The organism is Dactylosporangium sp. NPDC006015, from assembly GCF_040614215.1.
Lineage (GTDB): Bacteria > Actinomycetota > Actinomycetes > Mycobacteriales > Micromonosporaceae > Dactylosporangium > Dactylosporangium maewongense.
In genome coordinates, this window is record NZ_JBEXUD010000003.1 from 188,493 (window position 1) to 208,042 (window position 19,550).

Annotated in this window: 14 protein-coding genes; 6 read left to right on the forward strand and 8 right to left on the reverse strand. The window is 72.5% G+C overall.

The genetic code is table 11. The annotated features are described in order from the left end of the window. The first annotated feature begins 8 nt into the window (after positions 1-8). Positions 9-1,196: an acyl-CoA reductase gene (locus ABZ321_RS07075; protein ID WP_344501178.1), complete on the forward strand. Its 1,188-nt coding sequence runs from the start codon at positions 9-11 to the stop codon at positions 1,194-1,196. Between the two features lie 53 nt (positions 1,197-1,249). Further along, entirely contained in the window at positions 1,250-2,218 is a 969-nt protein-coding gene (locus ABZ321_RS07080) for a glycosyltransferase family 2 protein (RefSeq protein WP_354889901.1), read from the forward strand. A 256-nt stretch (positions 2,219-2,474) separates the two neighbouring features. Here ABZ321_RS07080 and ABZ321_RS07085 read toward each other — a convergent pair whose 3' ends face one another. The 7 genes from ABZ321_RS07085 to ABZ321_RS07115 all read right to left on the reverse strand — a co-directional run bounded on the left by ABZ321_RS07085 (position 2,475) and on the right by ABZ321_RS07115 (position 14,534). After that, positions 2,475-3,434, reverse strand: a complete 960-nt coding sequence (locus ABZ321_RS07085; RefSeq protein ID WP_344501176.1) for a threonine/serine dehydratase — start codon at positions 3,432-3,434, stop codon at positions 2,475-2,477. Positions 3,435-3,509: 75 nt separating this feature from the next. Further along, positions 3,510-4,475, reverse strand: coding sequence for a TAXI family TRAP transporter solute-binding subunit (locus tag ABZ321_RS07090; protein WP_354889903.1), 966 nt, complete (start codon positions 4,473-4,475; stop codon positions 3,510-3,512). Then, positions 4,472-4,888 carry a roadblock/LC7 domain-containing protein gene (locus ABZ321_RS07095; RefSeq protein WP_344501174.1) on the reverse strand — a complete coding sequence of 139 codons (417 nt, stop codon included), beginning with the start codon at positions 4,886-4,888 and terminating at the stop codon, positions 4,472-4,474. Before ABZ321_RS07095 ends, ABZ321_RS07090 begins: the two co-directional genes overlap by 4 nt. A gap of 5 nt (positions 4,889-4,893) precedes the next feature. Next, positions 4,894-7,608 carry a sensor histidine kinase gene (locus ABZ321_RS07100; RefSeq protein ID WP_354889906.1) on the reverse strand — a complete coding sequence of 905 codons (2,715 nt, stop codon included), beginning with the start codon at positions 7,606-7,608 and terminating at the stop codon, positions 4,894-4,896. A 152-nt stretch (positions 7,609-7,760) separates the two neighbouring features. Continuing rightward, complete coding sequence (locus tag ABZ321_RS07105) at positions 7,761-8,150, reverse strand: hypothetical protein (RefSeq protein ID WP_354889908.1); 390 nt, start codon at positions 8,148-8,150, stop codon at positions 7,761-7,763. 88 nt (positions 8,151-8,238) lie between these two features. Beyond that, positions 8,239-13,974 (reverse strand): pullulanase-type alpha-1,6-glucosidase, encoded by a 5,736-nt coding sequence (pulA, locus tag ABZ321_RS07110; protein WP_354889910.1) that lies wholly within the window; start codon positions 13,972-13,974, stop codon positions 8,239-8,241. Between the two features lie 104 nt (positions 13,975-14,078). Continuing rightward, positions 14,079-14,534 (reverse strand): MarR family winged helix-turn-helix transcriptional regulator, encoded by a 456-nt coding sequence (locus ABZ321_RS07115; RefSeq protein WP_344501170.1) that lies wholly within the window; start codon positions 14,532-14,534, stop codon positions 14,079-14,081. Positions 14,535-14,618: 84 nt separating this feature from the next. On the opposite strand from ABZ321_RS07115, the gene ABZ321_RS07120 reads away from it, so the two are divergent. The 4 genes from ABZ321_RS07120 to ABZ321_RS07135 all read left to right on the forward strand — a co-directional run bounded on the left by ABZ321_RS07120 (position 14,619) and on the right by ABZ321_RS07135 (position 18,184). Continuing rightward, positions 14,619-15,020, forward strand: a complete 402-nt coding sequence (locus ABZ321_RS07120; protein WP_344501169.1) for a hypothetical protein — start codon at positions 14,619-14,621, stop codon at positions 15,018-15,020. A 542-nt stretch (positions 15,021-15,562) separates the two neighbouring features. Further along, positions 15,563-16,108 carry a hypothetical protein gene (locus tag ABZ321_RS07125; protein WP_344501168.1) on the forward strand — a complete coding sequence of 182 codons (546 nt, stop codon included), beginning with the start codon at positions 15,563-15,565 and terminating at the stop codon, positions 16,106-16,108. A 37-nt stretch (positions 16,109-16,145) separates the two neighbouring features. After that, positions 16,146-16,613, forward strand: a complete 468-nt coding sequence (locus ABZ321_RS07130) for a hypothetical protein (protein ID WP_344501167.1) — start codon at positions 16,146-16,148, stop codon at positions 16,611-16,613. 20 nt (positions 16,614-16,633) lie between these two features. After that, complete coding sequence (locus tag ABZ321_RS07135) at positions 16,634-18,184, forward strand: aldehyde dehydrogenase family protein (RefSeq protein WP_344501166.1); 1,551 nt, start codon at positions 16,634-16,636, stop codon at positions 18,182-18,184. A 62-nt stretch (positions 18,185-18,246) separates the two neighbouring features. Here the strand turns inward: ABZ321_RS07135 and ABZ321_RS07140 are convergent, their stop codons facing one another. Next, positions 18,247-19,530, reverse strand: coding sequence for an MFS transporter (locus ABZ321_RS07140; protein ID WP_344501165.1), 1,284 nt, complete (start codon positions 19,528-19,530; stop codon positions 18,247-18,249). Positions 19,531-19,550: the final 20 nt, after the last annotated feature.

The window sequence follows — 19,550 nt, forward strand, 5'->3', positions numbered from 1 at the left end:
ATATTTCGGTGGATCGGCTCCTGGCGGAGATCACCGACGAGCCCGAAGGCGGGCGGCTGACCGTCGGCGACGAGCGGGTCCGGGACTTCCTGATCGCGTTCTCGCGGCGGCTGCTCAAGCCCGACCTCGCCCGCCGCCACCCTGAGCTCGGCTCGCTCGGCTTCTTCCTGCGCAAGGGCGAGCTGGCCCGCGCCGTCGAGCGCCTCGCCGACGGGGCCAACGGCCAGCGCCGTGCCCCCCGCGGCCTGGTGCTGCACTTCCCGCCGGCGAACGTCGACACGATCTTCGTCTACTCGTGGGCGCTGTCCGCCCTCGCCGGCAACCACAACATCGTGCGGGTCTCCGCCCGCGCCGCCGGCGCCGCGCAGACCGTCCTCGAAGCGCTCAACGACGTGCTCGCCGACGCCCACCCGGCGATCGCGCAGACCCAGCGGATGGTCACGTACGACCGCGACGACGCGATCACCGGCGCCCTCATCGGCGCCTGCGACCTGCGCGTGCTGTGGGGCGGCGACCAGTCCGTCAACCAGCTCCGCAAGCACCCGATCCAGCCGCTCGCCCGGGACCTCGCGTTCCCGGACCGGTCCTCGTTCGCCGCGATCTCCGTCGCCGGCTGGCAGAGCTCGACCCCTGAGCAGCGCCGGGCGGCCGTGGACGGGTTCGCCAACGACCTCTACTGGTTCGACCAGGCCGCCTGCTCCTCCCCTCGCGACCTCTTCTGGGTTGGCGAAGGCGGCGTCGAAGAGGCCCGCGCCGAGTTCGACGAGCTGCTCAGCGAGGTCGTCGTGCAGCGCGGGTGGGGCGTGGATCCGGCGATGGCCGTGGAGAAGTACGTCGCCACCTACGGCCTCGCCGCCACCGGCGCCGCCACCAAGATCGCGTTCAACGGCAACGCCGTCGCCAACGTGTCCCTCGCCGGCCTCGACGACCTGCAGCGGCACTGGCTCGGCGCCGGCACCATCTGCCACGTCACGGTCGGTTCGCTCGGCGAGCTCGCCCCGGCGATCCAGCGCAAGGACCAGACGCTCAGCCAGTACGGCTTCACCATGTCCGACCTCGACGACTTCGTCACCACCCTCGCCGGCCGCGGCATCGACCGGATCGTGCCGTTCGGCCAGGCGCTGACGTTCGCGGGGACCTGGGACGGCTTCAATCTGCTCCACGAGTTCACGCGCATCATCACGATCCAGGCCTGACCTCAAAACGGAGTACTCTCCTCCGTACACGGTTCTGTGAGGAGCTCCACAACGTGTCTCTGTCCGTCGTCGTCCCGTGCTACCGCTCCGCGCGTATCCTCCCCACGCTGGTCGAGCGGCTCAACGGCGTGCTTCCCGGCATCACCCCCGACCACGAAGTGATCCTCGTCGTCGACAGCACCGACAACACGTGGGACGTCGCCAGCGAACTCGCCGGCAAGTACGAGCACGTCCAGGCGATCCGCATGGCCCGCAACTACGGCCAGCACAACGCCCTCATCGCCGGCATCCGCGCCGCGTCGTTCGAGCGCATCATCACGATGGACGACGACCTCCAGCACCCGCCGGAGGAGCTGCCGAAGCTCGTCGACGCCCTCACCGACGACCTCGACGTCGTCTACGCGATCTCCGAGCAGGAGGAGCACAGCGCCTTCCGCAACCTCACCTCGTGGGGCGCGAAGACCCTGGTCATGGGCCGCACGATGGGCATTCCCAACGCCGATGTCCTCGGCGCGCTGCGCATCTTCCGCACGTTCCTGCGGGCGGGCTTCGAGCAGGTCAGCGGCCCGCACGTCTCCGTCGACATCGTCCTGTCGTGGACCACGACCCGCGTCGGCACCGCGACCGTCCGCATGGACCAGCGCACCGAGGGCCGCTCGGGCTTCACCTTCAAGTCGCTCATGAAGCACGCCGTCAACATGATCCTCGGGTATTCGACGAAGCCGCTGCGGCTCGTGACGTACCTGGGGTTCCTGATCGGCATCTGTGGCCTGATCCTCACGATCCGGCTGGTCTGGCTTTATGTCGTCGGTGACACGACCGTCGCCGGTTTCACCACCGTCGCGTCGCTGGTCACGGTCTTCTCGTCGGCCCAGCTGATCGGCATCGGCGTCCTGGGCGAGTACCTGGGCCGGGTGCACGCCCACGGCATGGGCCGCCCGACCTACGTCGTCCGCGAGCACGTCAACAGCCCGGCGGGCCGCCCCGCGAGCCACGCCGCGAGCCACGCAGACGTCGCCTGATCGAACACCGTCCGCCCGGCGCCCTCTACGGGGCGCCGGGCGGATTACGCATGGATGTCCCCAACCGGATGTCCCCAGCTGTGGATAACTCCCGCCGAACCTGTGGATGACTGTGCGCGGGGCTGTGGATAACCGTGTGGAATAAACGCGGAGTACACCCCGGATCCACCTGCGTGTAGGCGGTGTGAGACCTAGGACACGGGGGACCTGGGGAGATGATGCCCACAGGGGTTACCCACAGGCTGTGGATAACCGGTCAGTCGGTGAAGAGGCGGGCGGCCAGGCCGGGGTCGATGTTGCCGCCGCTGACGACGGCCACGGTGCGGCCGGCGGGGAGCTCGTCGCGGTGGTGCAGGACGGCGGCGGTGGCGGCGGCGCCGCTGGGTTCGGCGATGAGGCGGCCGCGGCGGGCGAGGACCTTCACGGCGTCGAGGATCTCGTCCTCGGCGACGGTCACGATCGCGTCCAGGTGGGCGCTGAGGTGCGCGAGGGTGAGTTCGGACAGCGGGGTCCGCAGGCCGTCGGCGACGGTGCTCAGCATGCGCTGCTCGGGCCAGACGCGCACGACGCCGGCGGCGAGGCTTTCGGCGGCGTCGGCGGCCACGGCGGGCTCGACGCCGATGACGGCGACGTGCGGGGCGAGGGCCTTGATCGCGGTCGCGACGCCCGAGGAGAGGCCACCGCCGCCGACGGGGACGACGACGACGTCGACGTTGGAGAGGTCCTCGAAGATCTCCAGGCCGACGGTGCCCTGGCCGGCGATGATGTCGGGGTGGTCGTAGGGCGGGATCAGGGTCAGGCCGCGCTCGGCGACCAGCTCACGGGCGACGGTCTCGCGCTCGGCCTGCCGGACGAGGATGACCTCGGCGCCGTAGCCGCGGGTCGCTTCGATCTTCAGGGGCGTCGAGACGTCGGGCATGACGACGGTGACCGGGATGCCGAGGGAGCGGCCGGCGTAGGCGAGGGCCTGGCCGTGGTTGCCGGAGGAGTGGGTGACCACGCCGGCGCGGCGGTGGTCGAGGTCGAGGCGGTGCAGGGCGTTGGTGGCGCCGCGGAGCTTGAACGCGCCGATCGGCTGGAGGCTTTCGGGCTTCAGCCACAGTTCGTCGGCCCAGGGGCACGGCAGGAGCGGGGTGCGAACCACGAGGCCGGAGATCCGCGCGGCGGCGTCGCGGATGTCGTCCAGCCGGACGAGGTGTTGAGCGGTGGCGGTCACGGGGTCATCTTGACAGCCCACGGGCATGATCACCCTCCTCGCATCCGGCGAATGAGAGATCCATAACGTCGATAATCAGCCGCTGCCGTAGAACCGCGCGGCGCCGGGGTGTAGCGGTACAGGGTCGGTGGTCACGGCGCCCGCTTTGTCGTAATTGGCGCCCTCAGGATGTACGCGGCTCAACTCGACCTGATAGTCGAACAGGATCTTGGTGAGGTCGTACGCGAGCTGGTCGGGCATGTCGGGCGACACCAGCAGGAGGTTGCCGATCACGATCGTGTCGACGTCCGCCGGCGTGTCGTAGGTGGACTTGGGGAGCTTGCCCGCCCCGTACACCGTGCCGTAGCGGAACGAGAGCGGCTTGAGCAGCTCGTCGAGCGGCAGCAGGGAGAACTGCCCGGGGGCGCTGGCCAGCAGGTCGGCGATGCCGGGCGTGGGCAGGCCGCCGGTGAAGATCAGCGCGTCGGTGGTGCCGGCCAGCATGCCCTTGGTCGTCTCCGGCAGGGACAGGCGCTGCCGGACGATGTCGGTGTCGGGGTTGATCCCGCCGGCGAAGAGCAGCCGGCCGGCGAAGACGTCGGCACCGGAGCCGGCGGAGCCGGTGGAGATCCGCTTGCCGCGCAGGTCGGCGAACTTCGTGACGCGCAGGTTGTTGCGGACCACGACCTGGGCGTAGCTGCGGTACAGCCGCCCCAGCGCCACGACCTTCTGCGGCCGGCCCTCGAAGGCGCCCTTGCCGGTCACGGCGTCGGCGGCGGTGTCGGCGATGCTGAACGCGACGTCCATGTCACCGGTCGCGACGCGCGTGATGTTCTCGCCGGAGGCGCCGGTCGCCTCGGCGCGTGCCTCGTAGCCGGGCACGTGCTTGGTGACGAGGTCGGCGTAGCCGCCGCCGAACTGGTAGTACACGCCGGTCGTGTTGCCGGTGGCGATGTAGATCCGTCCGCCGTGCCACAGGCCCGCGCCGGCGCGGGGCGGCGCCGTCGAGCCGCAGCCGGCCAGAATGGCGCACACGAGCAGGACAGCCGCGAGCCGCCTCACCGGAGCATCGCATCCCGCGGGAGGGGGTCGAGGGCGTCGGCGACCCGGTGGACGAGCATGGCCGTCTCGTAGCCGACCTGGCCGAGGTCGCAGCCGGGGGCGGCGAGCACGCCGAGCAGCGCGCGGTCGCCGACCGCCATGACGATCATGACGCCGCCGTCCATGTCGACGATGGTCTGGCGGACCTGGCCGGCCTGCATCACGCGGGCGGCACCGAAGGTGAGGCTGGCCAGCCCGCTGATGACGGCGGAGAGGTGGTCGGCCTGGTCCACGGGCAGGTCGGCGGAGCAGGCCAGGCGCAGTCCGTCGCCGGAGACGGTGATCGCGTGCGCGACATCGGGGACCTGCCGGGCGAAGCTGGCCATGAGCCAGTCGAGCTGGCCCGCGCCGGTCGGGTTCTGAGCGTCTGGCATCGCCATCATCGGTCCTTCTGTCCAAAGGTTGCGCTGTGGGTCGCGCTGTTGAAGCCGCCCGCGCTGGTCCGGCGGGCAGCGGCCGAGACACCTTCCGCGAACGCCGACAGCCGGGACCGGACGGCGTCCGGGTCGACCGCGTTGCTGCGGGTGGTTTGCGGCTCCGGGTCGGTCACTCCAGGTGCGAGCTGCGCTCCTGGGCGGCGGCGGGGCAGGCCGTCCTCGGTGGAGCCCGGGCCGCCGAGGGGGCTGGACGGGCCCCCCGGCCGTGGCGGCCAGGCACCCGGGGAAGGCTGTGGCGGGACGGACGGGACGGGTGGCCTGGGGGTGTCGCCACCGCTGCTGAGATAGGGGCGGAACCATGGTGCGGGCGCCCCGGACGGAGCCGGCTGGTGTTGCTGCGGTACGCGCGGCCGCCCCAGCGGCGCACCGACCGTCGAGGGCACGACGACCGGCGGCGGCCCGGGGCGGGGCGAGGCGGAGACGGGCACGCCCGAGATCGGCGCCGCCGACACCGGCGCAGGGGACACCGGCGCGGACACAGCGGACGAAACGGACGCGACGACGGCCGGCGCGGAGAAGACCGGCGAGACCGGCGGAAACGGCGGAAGTGCCGCAAGCGGGGGAGCCGACGGAACGGCGGCGGGGGGCGCGGACACGGCAGCGGCAGGGACTGAGGAGGCGGCGGCCGGTGTCAGCGCCGGCATCCGCTCCAGGGCCCGGTGCGGCAGCGCCACGTAGGCGACGGTGCCGCTGCCGGTGGCGTGCAGCTCCACCCGGATCCGGTGCCGGGCGGCCAGGTGCGACACCACGTGCAGCCCCATCGTGCCGGCCGCCGCGCTGCTCAGCGTCGTCGGCGTCGCCAGCCGCGAGTTGATCTCCGCGAGCCGGCGCGGCGCGATGCCGATCCCGCTGTCGTGGACGCGGATGATGGCGCCGTCGACCGTGGGCCGGGCGTCGACCCGGACCTGCTGCGTCGGCGGCGAGAACGTCGTGGCGTTTTCGAGCAGTTCCGCCAGGAGGTGGACGAGGTCACCCACGACCGGCCCGGTGATCGCCAGGTCGGTGGGCTGGATTTCGACCCGCTGGAAGTCCTCGATCTCCGACGCGGCGGCCGTGATGACCGCGCCGATGCCGACCGCCTGGGTCGCCGGGCGGCCCGGCTCGCCGCCGGAGAGGACCAGCAGGTTCTCGCCGTTGCGGCGCAGGCGGGCCGCGATGTGGTCGAGGGCGAAGAGGCGGGCGAGCACGTCGGGGTCGGTCTCGTCGCGCTCGAACTCGTCGAGGAGCCGCAGCTGCCGGGTGATGAGGGTGCGGATGCGCCGGGCCAGCACCTCGGCCATCCGTGACACGTCGACGCGCAGCTCGGCCTGCTCGCCGGCGAGGCGCAGCGCGGTGCGGTGGACGGTGGCGAACGCGTCGGCGACCTGGCCGATCTCGTCGTTGGTGGCGGCGATGCTCCGGGTGGCGGCGGCGGCCGAGGTGCCGGTCGGCATCGGTGCGCCGGCCGCGACGGAGTGGATCACGTCGGGCAGCTCCTGCCGGGCGACCGTCAGGGCCGCGGCACGCAGCCGCCGGAGGCGCCGGGCCGTCCGTACGGCCAGGGTGATCGCGATCGCGAGGGCGGCGAGACCGATCACGGCGGTGCCGATGAGGGTCGCCCACGCGCGCCGCTGGGCGGTGACGGCGATCTGCTCGGCGCGCCCGTCGAGCCGGTCGGACAGGTCGAGGCTGACGATGTTGAGCCGGCGGATGACGCCGGACTGCGCCACGAACCACGTGTCGGCGTCGACCTTCAGCCCGGCCGGGTCCTTTTCGGCGTTGCGGGCGGCGGCGCTGAGCTTGTCGGCCTTGTCGACGTCGAGGCCGCGGATCTCCTGGTCGTACACGGTGCGCCCGGCGCTGGTCGCGGCCCGCTGGAACTCGGCGGCCCGCTGGTCGCGCGCGCCCCGCAGCTCCGACATGGCGCCCAGGTCGCCGGGCTCGACGGCGCCGCGGGAGAACACCGCGCGCAGCAGGTCCCGCTCGAGGGCGGCGTAGTGCTCGACGGCCGCGACGGCGGCGACGGCCCGGGCGGCGTTGGCGAGCTCGATGTCGGCGATCTGCGCCGGCACGGCGTCCGCGATCGCCAGCAGGGCCTCGGCGAGCGGCCGGTACACGGGGTCGGTCATCAGCGTGATCGCGGGGTTCGTGTCGGCGGCCTCGCGGGTGGCGCCGAGCCGGCTGTAGATCTCGTTGACGGCCCGGACGGACCGGTCGAGGTCGGGCACGGCCTTGACCGCCGCGCGACTGTCGGCGAGGTAACGGGCCGCGGCCTGGTCGGTCCGCCCGCGCTGGGCGACGACGAGCGACATTCCGGCCTTGCCGCCCCGTTGCCGCAGTGCCGCGGTCTCGGCGACCTCGCGCTCCAGCTCGTGCACGAAGCTGACCGCGCTGGTCGCGGTGGATGCCAATGTACGAGCTCGCGCCGCGTCCCCGGCGGCGGACGTGGCGGTGGCGGCCTGGGCGGTGCTGAGGACGGCGAGCCCGATCATCGCGACGACGATGGGGGCGAGCAGCTGCGTACGGACCGACCGCAACCGGCTGGGCCGGGTCGCGCCGCCGCGCCGGTGCCCGGCGACCGAGGTGTCAGGCGCGCCCGATCGGCGCTGCCGACCGCCGCCGCCGATCGCGCGGGGCGAGTCGGTGCCGGTCGCTCGGGAGGGGCTGCTGCCTGCCAACCGTCATCCCCTACCGGTGGCGGGGGAGCAAGCTGTAGCCGGAAAGCTCGTTAAGGAACACGAAAGGGCACGCTACTGGAAAGGTGCTTCCCCGATAAGCCTTCATTCGCCGAACGGCGGCCGTCACAAGCCAAACGGCCCGCCGTTCGCGACTACGCGTGACGGCGCCGTCGCAGTACGAGGAAGGCGACCGCTCCGGCGATCACGACGACGACGCCGAGGCCGATCCACCCGGTCGACCGGCGGCTGGTCCCGGTGGTCGCTGCGGGGCTCGGGCTAGAGGTTGCCTTGACGCTCGGCGCCGGCTCCCCCGGCGTGCCGGTGGCGGCGGTCGCGGACGGCGCGATGGACCGGCCGGTCGGTTCGCGGAGCGTCGGCAGGTCGCTCAGCGCCGGCAGGGTCGACGGCGGCGCCCCCGGCTCGATGACCGCGGGCGGCCCGGGCAGCGGCGGCCCGGGTGGCGGCGACGGCTTGCCGGTCGCCCCGGCCAGCAGCGCGACCAGCAGCAGCCCGGCGGCGGTGAACGCCCGATGATGCCTCACACCGGACAAAACGGCACCGACCGCCCGGGCTTGAGGCTTTTCGGTGATCCGGTAGACCCGCGCGAGGTCTACCGGATCAAGAAAACGGTCAGGCGGGCCGGACGAAGACCGAGACGGTCCGCCCGGGGACGGTGAACGTGCCGTGGGCGCTGTCGAACGTGGCCTGGCGGGCGAGCGGGTCCGCCGAGGCGGCCTGCACCGGGTGGAGCACGAACCGCCCACCCGCGTAGGCGCCGACCGTCTGCGTCGCGGCGGCCGGGCCGGCGTTGAAGACCACCACGATCGTCTGGAACCGCTGGTCGAGGCCGCGGGCGTCCAGCGTCATCGTGATCACGCCGGGCGTCGCGGCCGCGCCGGACAGCGGGAACGCCATCCGCTGCTGGACCTGCGCCGCGGTGCCCAGCGAGAACGCCGGCGAGCTCGCCCGGATCGTCAGCAGCTCCTGGAAGCGGGCGGCGGCGAGGTCGACGGCGGCGCAGTCGGGGACGAGCGCCGGGTTCGCCAGCAGCGGCTGGGCGTAGGTCCACTTGTCCTGGTTGTCGGCGGCGGGCGGCAGGCCGGCGCCGAAGCCGTTGCCGGCCGCGCAGTCCCAGCGGATCTGGTTGAACCAGTCGCCGGAGTTGAACGAGTTGCGGTCCAGGGACTTGGAGCGCAGCCGGTCGGAGCCGGTGGTGACGAACCCGGTCCCCTGGCCGAGGACGGTCGTGGACAGGGCGAGCACCTGCAGCCTCGCCCGCTGCTCGGCGGTCGTGCCGGTCGGCAGCTTGTAGGCGAGGGCGTCGTAGAGGATCTCGTTGTCGTGGGCGTCGACGTACGTGACCCCCTCGGCGGGCAGGCGCGTGTAGCCGGCGGGTGAGCCGTTGTAGTCGACCTGCGCGCCGGTGACCCGGTGGCCGGTGGAGTCGACGAACTCGTAGGCGGCGAGGTTGCCGGTGAGCCCGACCTGGATCAGGTCCTGGTAGTGCAGGAGCCTGGCCCGCTGCTCGGCCGTGGTGCCGTTGGCCGGGTCGCCGTTGGGCGCGGTGTACAGGCCGGACGCGAACCCCTGGATGCGCGGGTCGCCGTCGAACGGGCCGCCGCCGCGGACCGCGTCGCGGAGCCGGTCGTTGAAGGTGCCGATGCCGGTGCCGGCCATGTTGGCCTGGGTCGCCTGGACGAAGCGGGCGTTGTCGGCGACCTCGCCGAAGTTCCAGCCCTCGCCGTAGATGAGGATCTTCTTGCCGTCGACGCCGTCCTTGCCGAGGGTCAGCTGGTCCAGCGCGGCACGCACGGCGAGGATGTTGGCCTTCGGGTGGTGGCCCATGAGGTCGAAGCGGAAGCCGTCGACCTTGTACTGCTTGGCCCACAGCACGACCGAGTCGACGACGAGCTTGCCCATCATCGCGTTCTCCGGCGCCGTGTTGGCGCAGCAGGTGGAGTTGGCGACGGTGCCGTCGTCGAGCAGCCGGTGGTAGTAGCCGGGCACGATCTGGTCGAGGACCGAGTGCGGGTCGGTGCCGGCGGCGGTGGTGTGGTTGTAGACGACGTCGACGACGACCCGCAGGCCGGCACCGTTGAGCCCGGCGACCATCTGGCGGAACTGGCTGATCCGCGGGGTGCCCTGCGGGTCGGTCGCGTAGGAGCCTTCGGGCGTGGAGTAGTGGAACGGGTCGTAGCCCCAGTTGTAGCCGTCCTGCTCCGCGATCTGGGCGACGCACGCCTGCTGCTGGCTGGAGTCCGGCGGCAGCGTGGTCAGGTCGCACGGCGGCTGCTGCTGGTCGGCCCGCCGCTCGGGGATCGTGGAGATGTCGAAGACCGGCAGCAGGTGCACGTAGGACGTGCCTGCCTTGGCGAGGTCCCGCAGGTGTGTCATGCCGGCCGACTGGGCCTGGGCGAAGGCGAGGTACGTGCCGCGCTGCTGTGCCGGCACGGTGGTGTCGGCGACGGAGAAGTCGCGGACGTGCAGCTCCTGGATCTGCGGCCGGGCCGGCACCGGCGGCTTCTTGACCGCGGACCAGCCGGGCGGCTGCAGGGCGGCGTCGGACAGGTCGACGATCTGACTGTGGGTGGAGTCGGCGGCGAGCGACACCGAGTAGGGGTCGGTCACCGACGCCGTCGTCACGCCCCGGACCGCGGGCTGCCAGGCGGTGACCCGGAACCGGTAGTAGCGGCCCTTCCAGCCGCGGTCGCCGGTCGCCGTCCAGACGCCGGTGTGCTCGTCGCGCTTCATCGCCGCCAGTACCGGCTGCGCTGACGGATCGTCGAAGAGCTCCAGCGCGACGTTCTGCGCGGTCGGCGCCCACACGCTGACCGAGACGCGCCCGCCCTCGAAGTGCGGGCCGAGCTTCGCGCCGACGGCGCCGACGTAGAGGTCGTCGAGCGCCCCGGCGACCTGCACGGCGCTGGCCTCGGTGACGGCGCCGGCGGCGTCGCGCTCGACGACGACGACCTGCCCGCGCAGCGCGGTGGCCACGGCGGCGCGGTCGCCGGTGACGTGGAACGCCTGGTACGCCCACAGGTGTGGGAACTTCGCCCGCTGCGGCTCGGACAGGCCGCCGGTGGCGCGCATCGGCAGGGCCTTCGCGACGCCGACGACCTGCCCGTCGACCACCGACAGGCCGCCGTTGGGCGCGGACAGCAGCTCGTAGGAGTGCCCGTCGGTGGGCCCGGACCGCCACGCGATGGTGTCGTGGTCGACCCACACCGCCTTCGCCTTGGTCAGGTCCGTGTCGGGGGTGCCCTGCGGCGGGATCGGCAGCAGGTAGCGCTCCTGCCCGGACAGGATCCAGACCTCGTGCCCGACGGTGACGAGGTCGAGCGCCTGGTCGGCGGGCAGGTCCTTGGTGTCGCCGTTGTGCAGGATGTAGTTGAGCGTCGTGGCGTTGTCCGCCAGCGGCACCCGGAACCGCGCGCCGAACGCGTCGCTGGCTTCGGGGAGCAGCGGGGCGCCCCAGTCGGTGGGGGTCGCCGCGCCGGTCCAGACGTGCAGCCCCCAGCCGGTGTAGTCGCCGGCCGGGCGGCGGTAGTGCAGCACGGCGGTGTGCTCGGCGGCGGCGCGGGTCGGGTGGACGGTCGCCTCGCCGGAGCGCACCCAGGCCTCGCCCTGCCGGCTCGGCAGGACGGACTGGTCGACGCCGGGGTCCTTCACGTCGCCCTTGTGGACGATGAAGTTGACCGGCTTGCCCGGGTCGGTCACCGGCACGTGCCAGAAGGCGCCGTAGCTGTCGGTGCCGTCGGGCGGGCGCGGCGCGGACCAGTCGGTGCCGGTGCCGGGTGCGAGGCCGTCGCCCCACAGGTGCAGGCCCCAGCCGGTGTAGTCGCCGTCGGGCCGCCCGTAGTGCACGGCGACGGTGCCGGTGGCCGCGGCCTGTGAGGTGTAGATGGTCGCGTCTCCTTGCTTGAGCCAGATCTCCGGCGTCTTCGTCGGGTCGAGCGAGCGGTCGACGGCGACGTCCTTCACCCCGCTCGAGTCGACCACGAGGAAGCCGACGTTCGCCGCCCCCGGCTTCAGCTTGACCCATGCGAAGCGCCCGAACGAGTCCTCACCGGCGAACGGGGCGCCGGCCGGCCACGTCATCGGCGTCTCGATGTCGCCCCACGCGTAGAGGCTCCACGGCTCATAACCGCCGGTCGGGCGCTGGTAGTGCACGACCGCGTAGTCGGGCGCGGCGGCGCTCGGCGGCGTGCCGACCTTCGCGGTGATTCTCGTCTCTGCGGTACGGCCGGAGCCGTCGCGCACGACCGCCTTGTACTCCAGCGCCGTGCCGGCGGGCAGCCCGTCGAGGTCGTGGGTGACGCTGTACGGCGCGGCGTGGTCGGTGCCGAGCAGCTTCCACGGGCCGTTGCCGACCTTCGCGGCGAACGTGACCGTGGCGAGGGGGTCGCCGGTGACCTCCGCCTTGACCTCGGTGGGGCCGGGCACCGGCTGCCCGGCGGCGGGCGCGACCAGCGTGACGGTGGGTTTCGCGGCCGGCTTCGCGATCGCGCCGCGGGCCTTGAACACCACGGTGCTCAGCGGCGGCACGTCCAGCTGCAGCCGGCCGTCCCCGGCGGAGGCGGCGATCGCGCCCGTGGACGGGTAGATCCGGTCGAAGGTGGCGCTCGCCATGGCCGTCGGGACGGTGACGGTCTGCGTGGAGGTGGCGTTGTTGGTGGCGACCAGGTACTCGACGCGCTGCTGGGGGTCGATCCGGGAGAACGCGAACACGCCCGCGCCCTGCGCCGCGTACCGGGTCACCTGCACGCCCTGTTTGAGCGCTGGGTGCGCCTGCCGCAGCTGGGCCAGGCCGGCGATCGTGCGGTAGACCGGGTGGCTCTCGTCGTAGTGCGCGACCGCGTGGGTGGTGTCGGTGCCGAGCAGGTCGTCGTCGAGGTAGTCGGGGGTGACGCTCGGGAACATGTCCTGCCGGGCGTCCTTGTCGCCGCCGGCGCCGGTGAAGCCCTGCTCGTCGCCGGAGTAGACGACCGGCTGCCCGCGGGTGAGGAACATCAGCTCGTGGGCGAGCTGGTCGCGGCGCAGGTGCGTGGCGGGGTCGGTGCCGCCGCCGGCGACGAACATGCCGATGCGGCCCATGTCGTGGTTGCCCAGGAACGTCGGCAGGGTGCCCGCGGTGGTGCCGGCCGAGGTGTACAGGTCGTCCTGCGCGTACACGCCGGCGAGCCCGGCCGCGGAGCCGCCGCGGGCCACGTAGTCGGTCGCGGCCTGCTGGAACGGGAAGTCCAGGGTCGCCGGCAGCCGCCCCTTGCGCACGTAGGTCGAGTCGAACCGCGGGTCGGCGTCGTACACCTCGCCGAACATGAAGAAGTCCCGCTTGGCGACCTTGTCGACGCCCTCGACGAACTGCGGCCAGAACTCCATGTTGACGTGTTTGGTGGTGTCGATCCGGTAGCCGTCGATCCCGGTGTCCTTGACCCAGTCGGCGTAGATCTTCGTCATCCCGCGGACGACCTCCGGGCGCTCGGTCCACAGGTCGTCGAGGCCGAAGAAGTCGCCGTACTCGCTGTTCTCGCCGCTGAACGTGGAGTCGCCGCGGTTGTGGTACATGAGCGGGTCGTTGAGCCACGCCGGCTTCTTGGCGGTCTTGTCCGCCTCGCTGCCGAAGACCGGGGTGTACGGGAAGGACTGCGCGTTGACCGGCGGGAAGCCGCGCCGCCCGTCGGCGAAGGCGCGGTCGTCGAACCTGTTGCCGGAGGCGTCCTTGTACGGGTAGTCCGTCTTGCTCCGGTAGGAGTACTGGTCCTGCGCGTACCGGATGACGTCGGCGGTGTGGTTGGTGATGACGTCGAGGTAGACCTTGATGCCCCGGCGGTGCGCGAGGTCGACGAGCCGCTGCAGGTCGGCCTTCGTGCCGAAGTGGGGGTCGATCTGGGTGAAGTCGGTGGTCCAGTAGCCGTGGTAGCCGGCCGAGACGTCGGCGCCGCTGCCCTGCACCGGCCGGTTCTTCAACACGGGGGCGAGCCAGATCGCGGTGGTGCCGAGGTGCTCGATGTAGTCGAGCCGGTCGATGACGCCCTTGAGGTCGCCGCCGTGGTAGAAGCCCTTGTCGGTGGGGTCGTAGCCCGAGCTCAGCCGGCCGCCGGACAGGCCGCCGGTGTTGTTGGACGGGTCGCCGTCGGCGAACCGGTCGGGCAGCACGAAGTAGAACTGTTCGGCGTGCTGCTGGGTGCCGCCGGCGAGGAGGCTGGCGATCGACGGCTCGTTCTCCCACTGGGGCACGCCGTTGGCGTAGCCGCTCGGTGTCCCCGCCTGCTCGGGCAGCGTCGGCACGCTGCCCTGCACCGCGGCCAGCGCGGCCACGGCGAAGGCCGCGGCGGCGATGGTTTGCGTGAGTTTCAGGCGCTTCATGACGGGGCCCCCATCTCGCGGCAGGCCGTGAACGTATCGACACACAATGATCGACACAAGGCGCAGTGCCCCGCCGGGGGTACTTCAGGGTTTACCTGAGGGCGTTACTTGAGGGAGGCCGTGATCGCTTCGCTGATCTTGCGCAGCTGCTCGACCTGCTCCTCGGTGAGGGCGTCGAACAGGTGCTTGCGCACCGTCTCCACGTGACCGGGCGCGGCCGCCTCGATGGCGGCGAAGCCGACGTCGGTCAGGTCGGCGAACTGCCCGCGCTTGTCGTCGTCGCAGTCGCGCCGGCGGACCCAGCCGCGGGCCTCGAGCTTGGTGACGGCGTGGCTGAGCCGGCTGCGCGAGGACCTGGTGAGGTCGGCGAGCTCACTCATCCGCCGGGTGCGCCCCGGCGACTCCGACAGCACGACGAGGATCTCGTAGTAGGCGTGCGGCATGCCCGCGTCGTGCTGCAGCTCGCGGTCGAGCCGGTCGATCAGCTGCGTCGCGGCGGAGTAGAAAGCACGCCAGGCGAGTTGTTCCTCGGCGTCGAGCCAGCGGGTCGGTGCGCTCACATCGCTCCCTCCAGGACTGCGTGCCTGCTCGAAAAGTCTTACTGATCATGCTGGAGAGTGCCAGCTTTTCCGGACGGGGGCGCCTTGAACACCTACGATGGCCTGGTCAACGACTATCTCCACGCGGTCGAGCAGGCGCTGCAGAACGTGCCCGCCGGCCGCCGCGCCGAACTGCTCGCCGACCTCAGCGACCACATCGCCGGCAAGCTCGCCGAGACCCGGCACGCCGAGCCGCACCCCGGGTCGGGCGGCCGTCCCCACGCGCCCGAGGACGAGGTCCGCTCGATCCTGGACCTGCTCGGCGACCCGGCGGACGTCGCGGCCGAGCTGGAGGCCGCCGAGCTCCCACCCGCCCGCATCGACATCAACCCGGGCCGCAAGCTCGGCGCCCTCATCTGGGTCCTCATCACCGTGGCCATGGTGTCCCTGCTCTGCATCGGCGTCGTCCTCGCCGGCGTCTTCCTCCTCTACACCGGCCGCCACTGACCCGGGCACTGACCAACGCCTGTCGAGGAGTGTCGATCTGGCCAGCGTCGATACAGGCGGTGCCGATCCAGACCGTGCCGATCGGGCAGGCCGGTCCACGCCGGAACTGAAGACGGCACACCGCCGGGTGTTGATCGGCGCGTGCGCGAGGCACAGAGCGCCGCCCCGGGTGCGGGGATCGGTGGAAGTCGGCCGGTGCGGGCGTCGTGAACCGGGCCGTGCAGCAGCGCCTGCCAGGCGGTGGACGGTCGCGGGGTCCGGCGAGACCCCGCGACCGCGGCTTGTCACCGACGCCGCCGGGCGGGACGCGCATTGCTGCGCGATCCGCCCGGCAGACCACCCGTCTGCGCCCTCCCCCTTGCTCCCCCAAGGCGAGGCAGACGTGCCGTCGGCTTCTGCTGGAACTGTCGGTGCGCGGCCACGCACCTGCTGCTCCAGACACCCCCCGTTGAAGCCTCTGGCTGGCGGGTCCAGATCAGCGTATCTAGACGTCTAGGTTCGCGCAATTGTTGATTCGAGGAAAAGTGGTCTAGATTTGCCGGGTGCGTGGCCGGCTTCTCCCAGTCGCCGATGGCTGGTATGAGTGGCGTCAGGAGCCGCCCCTGGCGCAGAGCGTCCGGGTGCGGGTCGGCGTCGCTGACGGTGGTCGGCTGGTGCTGACGGGGTTGCACATCGACGGCTCGCCGAGTGCGGACCTGCTCCGGGCGATCCCCGTCGGGCGGATCGAGGCCGCCGCCAACGCGCAGCTCGCGGTCGTCCACGAGTCGATCGACACGCCGCCGGTGCTCAATCCACGGGCGCGACCGGTCGCGCCGCCCGTCGCCGGTGACACGGGTTGGGAGATGGTCGAGCCGGCGCTGGCGGTCGCCCGTACGTCGCCCGCCGCGGCGAACCCGTCACGGGGACGGCCGGACGTCTTCTACCGCGAGGTCGCCGACGTCTACCTCGACTTCGCGCAGGACTCGCCCCGGCCCGCCTGCGACCTGGCCGATCGGCACGGGGTGCCGGTCAGCACCGCGCACCGCTGGGTCAAGGAGGCCCGCCGCCGCGGCTTCCTGCCCCCGGGGCGCCCCGGCAAGTCCGGGTGACCGGGTGACCGCGCGGTCATTCGATAGGGTGACAGGCGTGTCGATCGACGACGCCGTGCGCATCCGGGTGCACCACCTGCTCACCGACTACCTCGGCGGACAGGCGGTGCCCGCCGACCTGAGCGCCACCCCGGCCGCGATCCGCAGCGGCACCGCCGTGGTCTACCTGCGCCTGGTCGCCAACGATCCGCCGTTCGTGCGGGTCTTCTCGCCGCTGCTGCGCCGGCTGGAGTGCTCGCCGCGGCTGCTGACGGAGCTCAACGAGCTCAACGGCCGGCTCAACTTCGTCCGGCTGTTCTGGCGCGACGACTCGGTCATCGCGTCCTACGAGCTGATGGCCGAGACGCTCGACGCGACCGAGCTGAGCAACGCCTGCGACTGGGTGGCCGACGCCGCCGACTACTACGACGTCCGGCTGCACGACCAGTTCGGCGGCGAGCTGGCGTTCGCCCCGCCGCCCACGTCCCAGCACCCGGCCGACACGCCCCACGGAAAAATGTCGTAGCCCCACGGCAAGATGGGGGCATGAGCAAGCTCCTCGTCTCCACCGTCGGCGGCAGACCCCTCGACGCGCCCGGCGACGCCCGCTTCCGGTCCGTCGACCCGGCCCACCTCGACCAGGTCGTCGCCGAGGTCGCCCTCGCCGACGCCGACACGTTCGTCGCCGCCTGCCGCTCCGCCCGCCGCGCGCAGCGGGACTGGGCCGATGTGCCGGCCCCGGTCCGCGGCCGGGTGATCGCCAACCTCGGCCGGCTCGTCGAGGCCAACTTCGAGGCCCTCGCCGCGCTCGTGACGCGGGAGGTCGGCAAGACGACCGCCGAGGCCCGCGGCGAGGTCCAGGAGATCGTCGACACCTGCGACTTCTTCCTCGGCGAGGGCCGCCGCCTCTACGGGCAGACGGTGCCGAGCGAGATGCCCGACAAGCAGCTGTTCACGTTCCGCGTGCCGGTCGGGGTCGCCGCGATCATCACGGCCGGCAACTTCCCGGTCGCGGTCCCCAGCTGGTATCTGGTGCCGGCCCTGCTGTGCGGCAACGCCGTCGTGTGGAAGCCGGCCGAGTACTCCGCCGCCTGCGCCGACGCGTTCGCCCAGCTCATCCGGCGCGCGGGGGTGCCCGACGGGGTCTTCGACGTGGTGTTCGCCGACGGGGCGACCACGTTCGAGGGCCTGGACCGGGCGCTGGAGGCGGGGCTGGTCGACAAGGTCGGGTTCACCGGCTCGTCGGAGGTCGGCGCGCGGATCGGCGAGCTCGCCGGCCGGCACCTGCAGAGCGCCTGCCTGGAGCTCGGCGGCAAGAACCCGATGGTCGTCACCGAGGACGCCGACCTGGATCTCGCGGTGCACGGCGCGCTCTTCGCCGGGTTCGGCACGGCGGGCCAGCGCTGCACGTCGCTCGGCACGCTGATCGTGCAGGAGAGCGTCCTCGAGCCCTTCACCGCGAGGCTGGAGGAGGCGATCGCCGGCGCGCGCATCGGCGACCCCTCCGACCCGTCGGTGCTCTACGGCCCGCTGATGACCGACCGCTTCGCCGCGCGCTTCGAGGAGTTCCTCGGCTGGATCGAGGACCACCACCGGCCGGCGGGCCCGACCGGCAGGATCAGCGCCGCCAACCCGCGCGAGGGCTTCGTCGGCGACCCGGAGCAGGGCCTGTTCTACCATCCGGCGCTGGTCCACGGTGTACGGCCGGAAGACAAGATCTTCCAGCAGGAGACCTTCGGTCCGCTGGTCGGTGTGACGTCCTACGGCACGCTGGACGAGGCGGTCGAGCTGGCCGACGCGCCCGGCTACGGGCTGTCCGCCGCGATCTACACCACCGACCCGCGCAAGGCGTTCACGTTCCGCCGCCGCACCCGCGCCGGGATGGTCAGCGTCAACAACTCCACCTCCGGCGCGGAGGCGCACCTGCCCTTCGGCGGCAACGGCAGGTCCGGCAACGGCAGCCGCCAGTCGGGCGTCTGGGTGCTAGACCAGTTCACCCGCTGGCAGTCGATGAACTGGGACTACTCCGGCCGGCTCCAGCGCGCCCAGATGGACACGCTGGAGATCACCCCGGACCTGGACTTCCGCCTGGGCTGACGGTCCCGCCGAAGCACGGCCGTCACGCCGAAGCAGAGCCGTCACGCCGAAGCAGGCCGCCGCTACGCCGCGGCCACCGCGACCGGCGCGGGCGTCACGACCCCGCGCCGGGTGCGCAACAGCAGCAGCGACAGGCCGGCCGCGGCGATCGACAGCCCGCCCGCGACGTACCAGGCCAGGTCGTAGTTGCCGAGCCGGTCGCGCAGCAGGCCGGTGCCCGTCGCCGCGATCGCCGCGCCGAACTGGTGCGACGCGAAGACCCAGCCGAACACCACCGGGCCGGACGCGCCGAAGTACTCGCGGCACAGCGCGACCGTCGGCGGGACCGTCGCCACCCAGTCGAGGCCGTAGAAGAGGATGAAGACGACCATGCTCGGCCGCACCGTGGCGGCGAACAGCGCCGGGAGCACCAGCAGCGACGCGCCGCGCAGGGCGTAGTACCAGCCGAGCAGGACACGGCTGTCCATCCGGTCGGTGAGCCAGCCGGACGCGATCGTGCCGACGATGTCGAACAGGCCGACCAGCGCCAGCAGCGACGCCGCGACCGGCTCGGTCATGCCGTGGTCGTGCGCGGCGGGGATGAAGTGGGTGCCGATCAGCCCGTTGGTGGTGGCGCCGCAGATCGCGAACCCGCCCGCGAGCAGCCAGAACGCGGGCACCCGGGCGGCACCGCGCAACGCGCCCAGGGCCCGCCGCGCCGCGCCGCCCGTCGCCGGCGGTACCGGCGCCGCATCGGCATCGGTGGCGCCATAGGCGGTCACGCCCAGGTCCGCCGGGTGGTCGCGCAGCCGCCAGAGGACGAGGGGCACCACGACCAGCGCCGCGCCGGCCACCGTCAGCGCGGCGGCGCGCCACCCGTGGCTGTCGACCAGGAGCGCGAGCAGCGGCAGGAACACCAGCTGGCCGGCCGCGCCGCCGGCGGTGAGCACGCCGGTGACCAGGCCGCGCCGCTTGACGAACCAGCGGCCGGTGACCGTCGCGACGAACGCGAGCGCCATCGAGCCGGTGCCGAGGCCGACGAGCACGCCCCACAGCGCGATGAGCTCCCAGCTGTGCCGCATGAAGACCGTCAGCCCGCTGCCGGCGGAGACGAGCAGCAGCGCGTACGCCACGACCCGCCGGATCCCGAAGCGCTCCATGAGCGCGGCGGCGAAGGGCGCGGTGAGGCCGAACAGGAGCAGGTTGATCGACACCGCGAGGGAGATGGTCCCCAGCGACCAGCCGAACTCCTCGTGCAGCGGGTGCAGCATGACGCCGGGGGTGGCCCGGAAGCCCGCCGCGCCGACCAGCGCGACGAACGCGACCGCGGCGACCAGCCAGGCAGGGTGGAGTCGTTTCACGGTCATCATCCTTCTGGCTCCGGTAC

Coding starts and splice junctions, on each gene's coding strand:
- ABZ321_RS07095 (WP_344501174.1), bottom strand. CDS start 4,888: ATGCCAGACGCTCAGAACCCGACCGGCGCGGGCCAGCTCGACTGGCTC.
- pulA (WP_354889910.1), bottom strand. CDS start 13,974: ATGAAGCGCCTGAAACTCACGCAAACCATCGCCGCCGCGGCCTTCGCC.
- ABZ321_RS07135 (WP_344501166.1), top strand. CDS start 16,634: ATGAGCAAGCTCCTCGTCTCCACCGTCGGCGGCAGACCCCTCGACGCG.
- ABZ321_RS07140 (WP_344501165.1), bottom strand. CDS start 19,530: ATGACCGTGAAACGACTCCACCCTGCCTGGCTGGTCGCCGCGGTCGCG.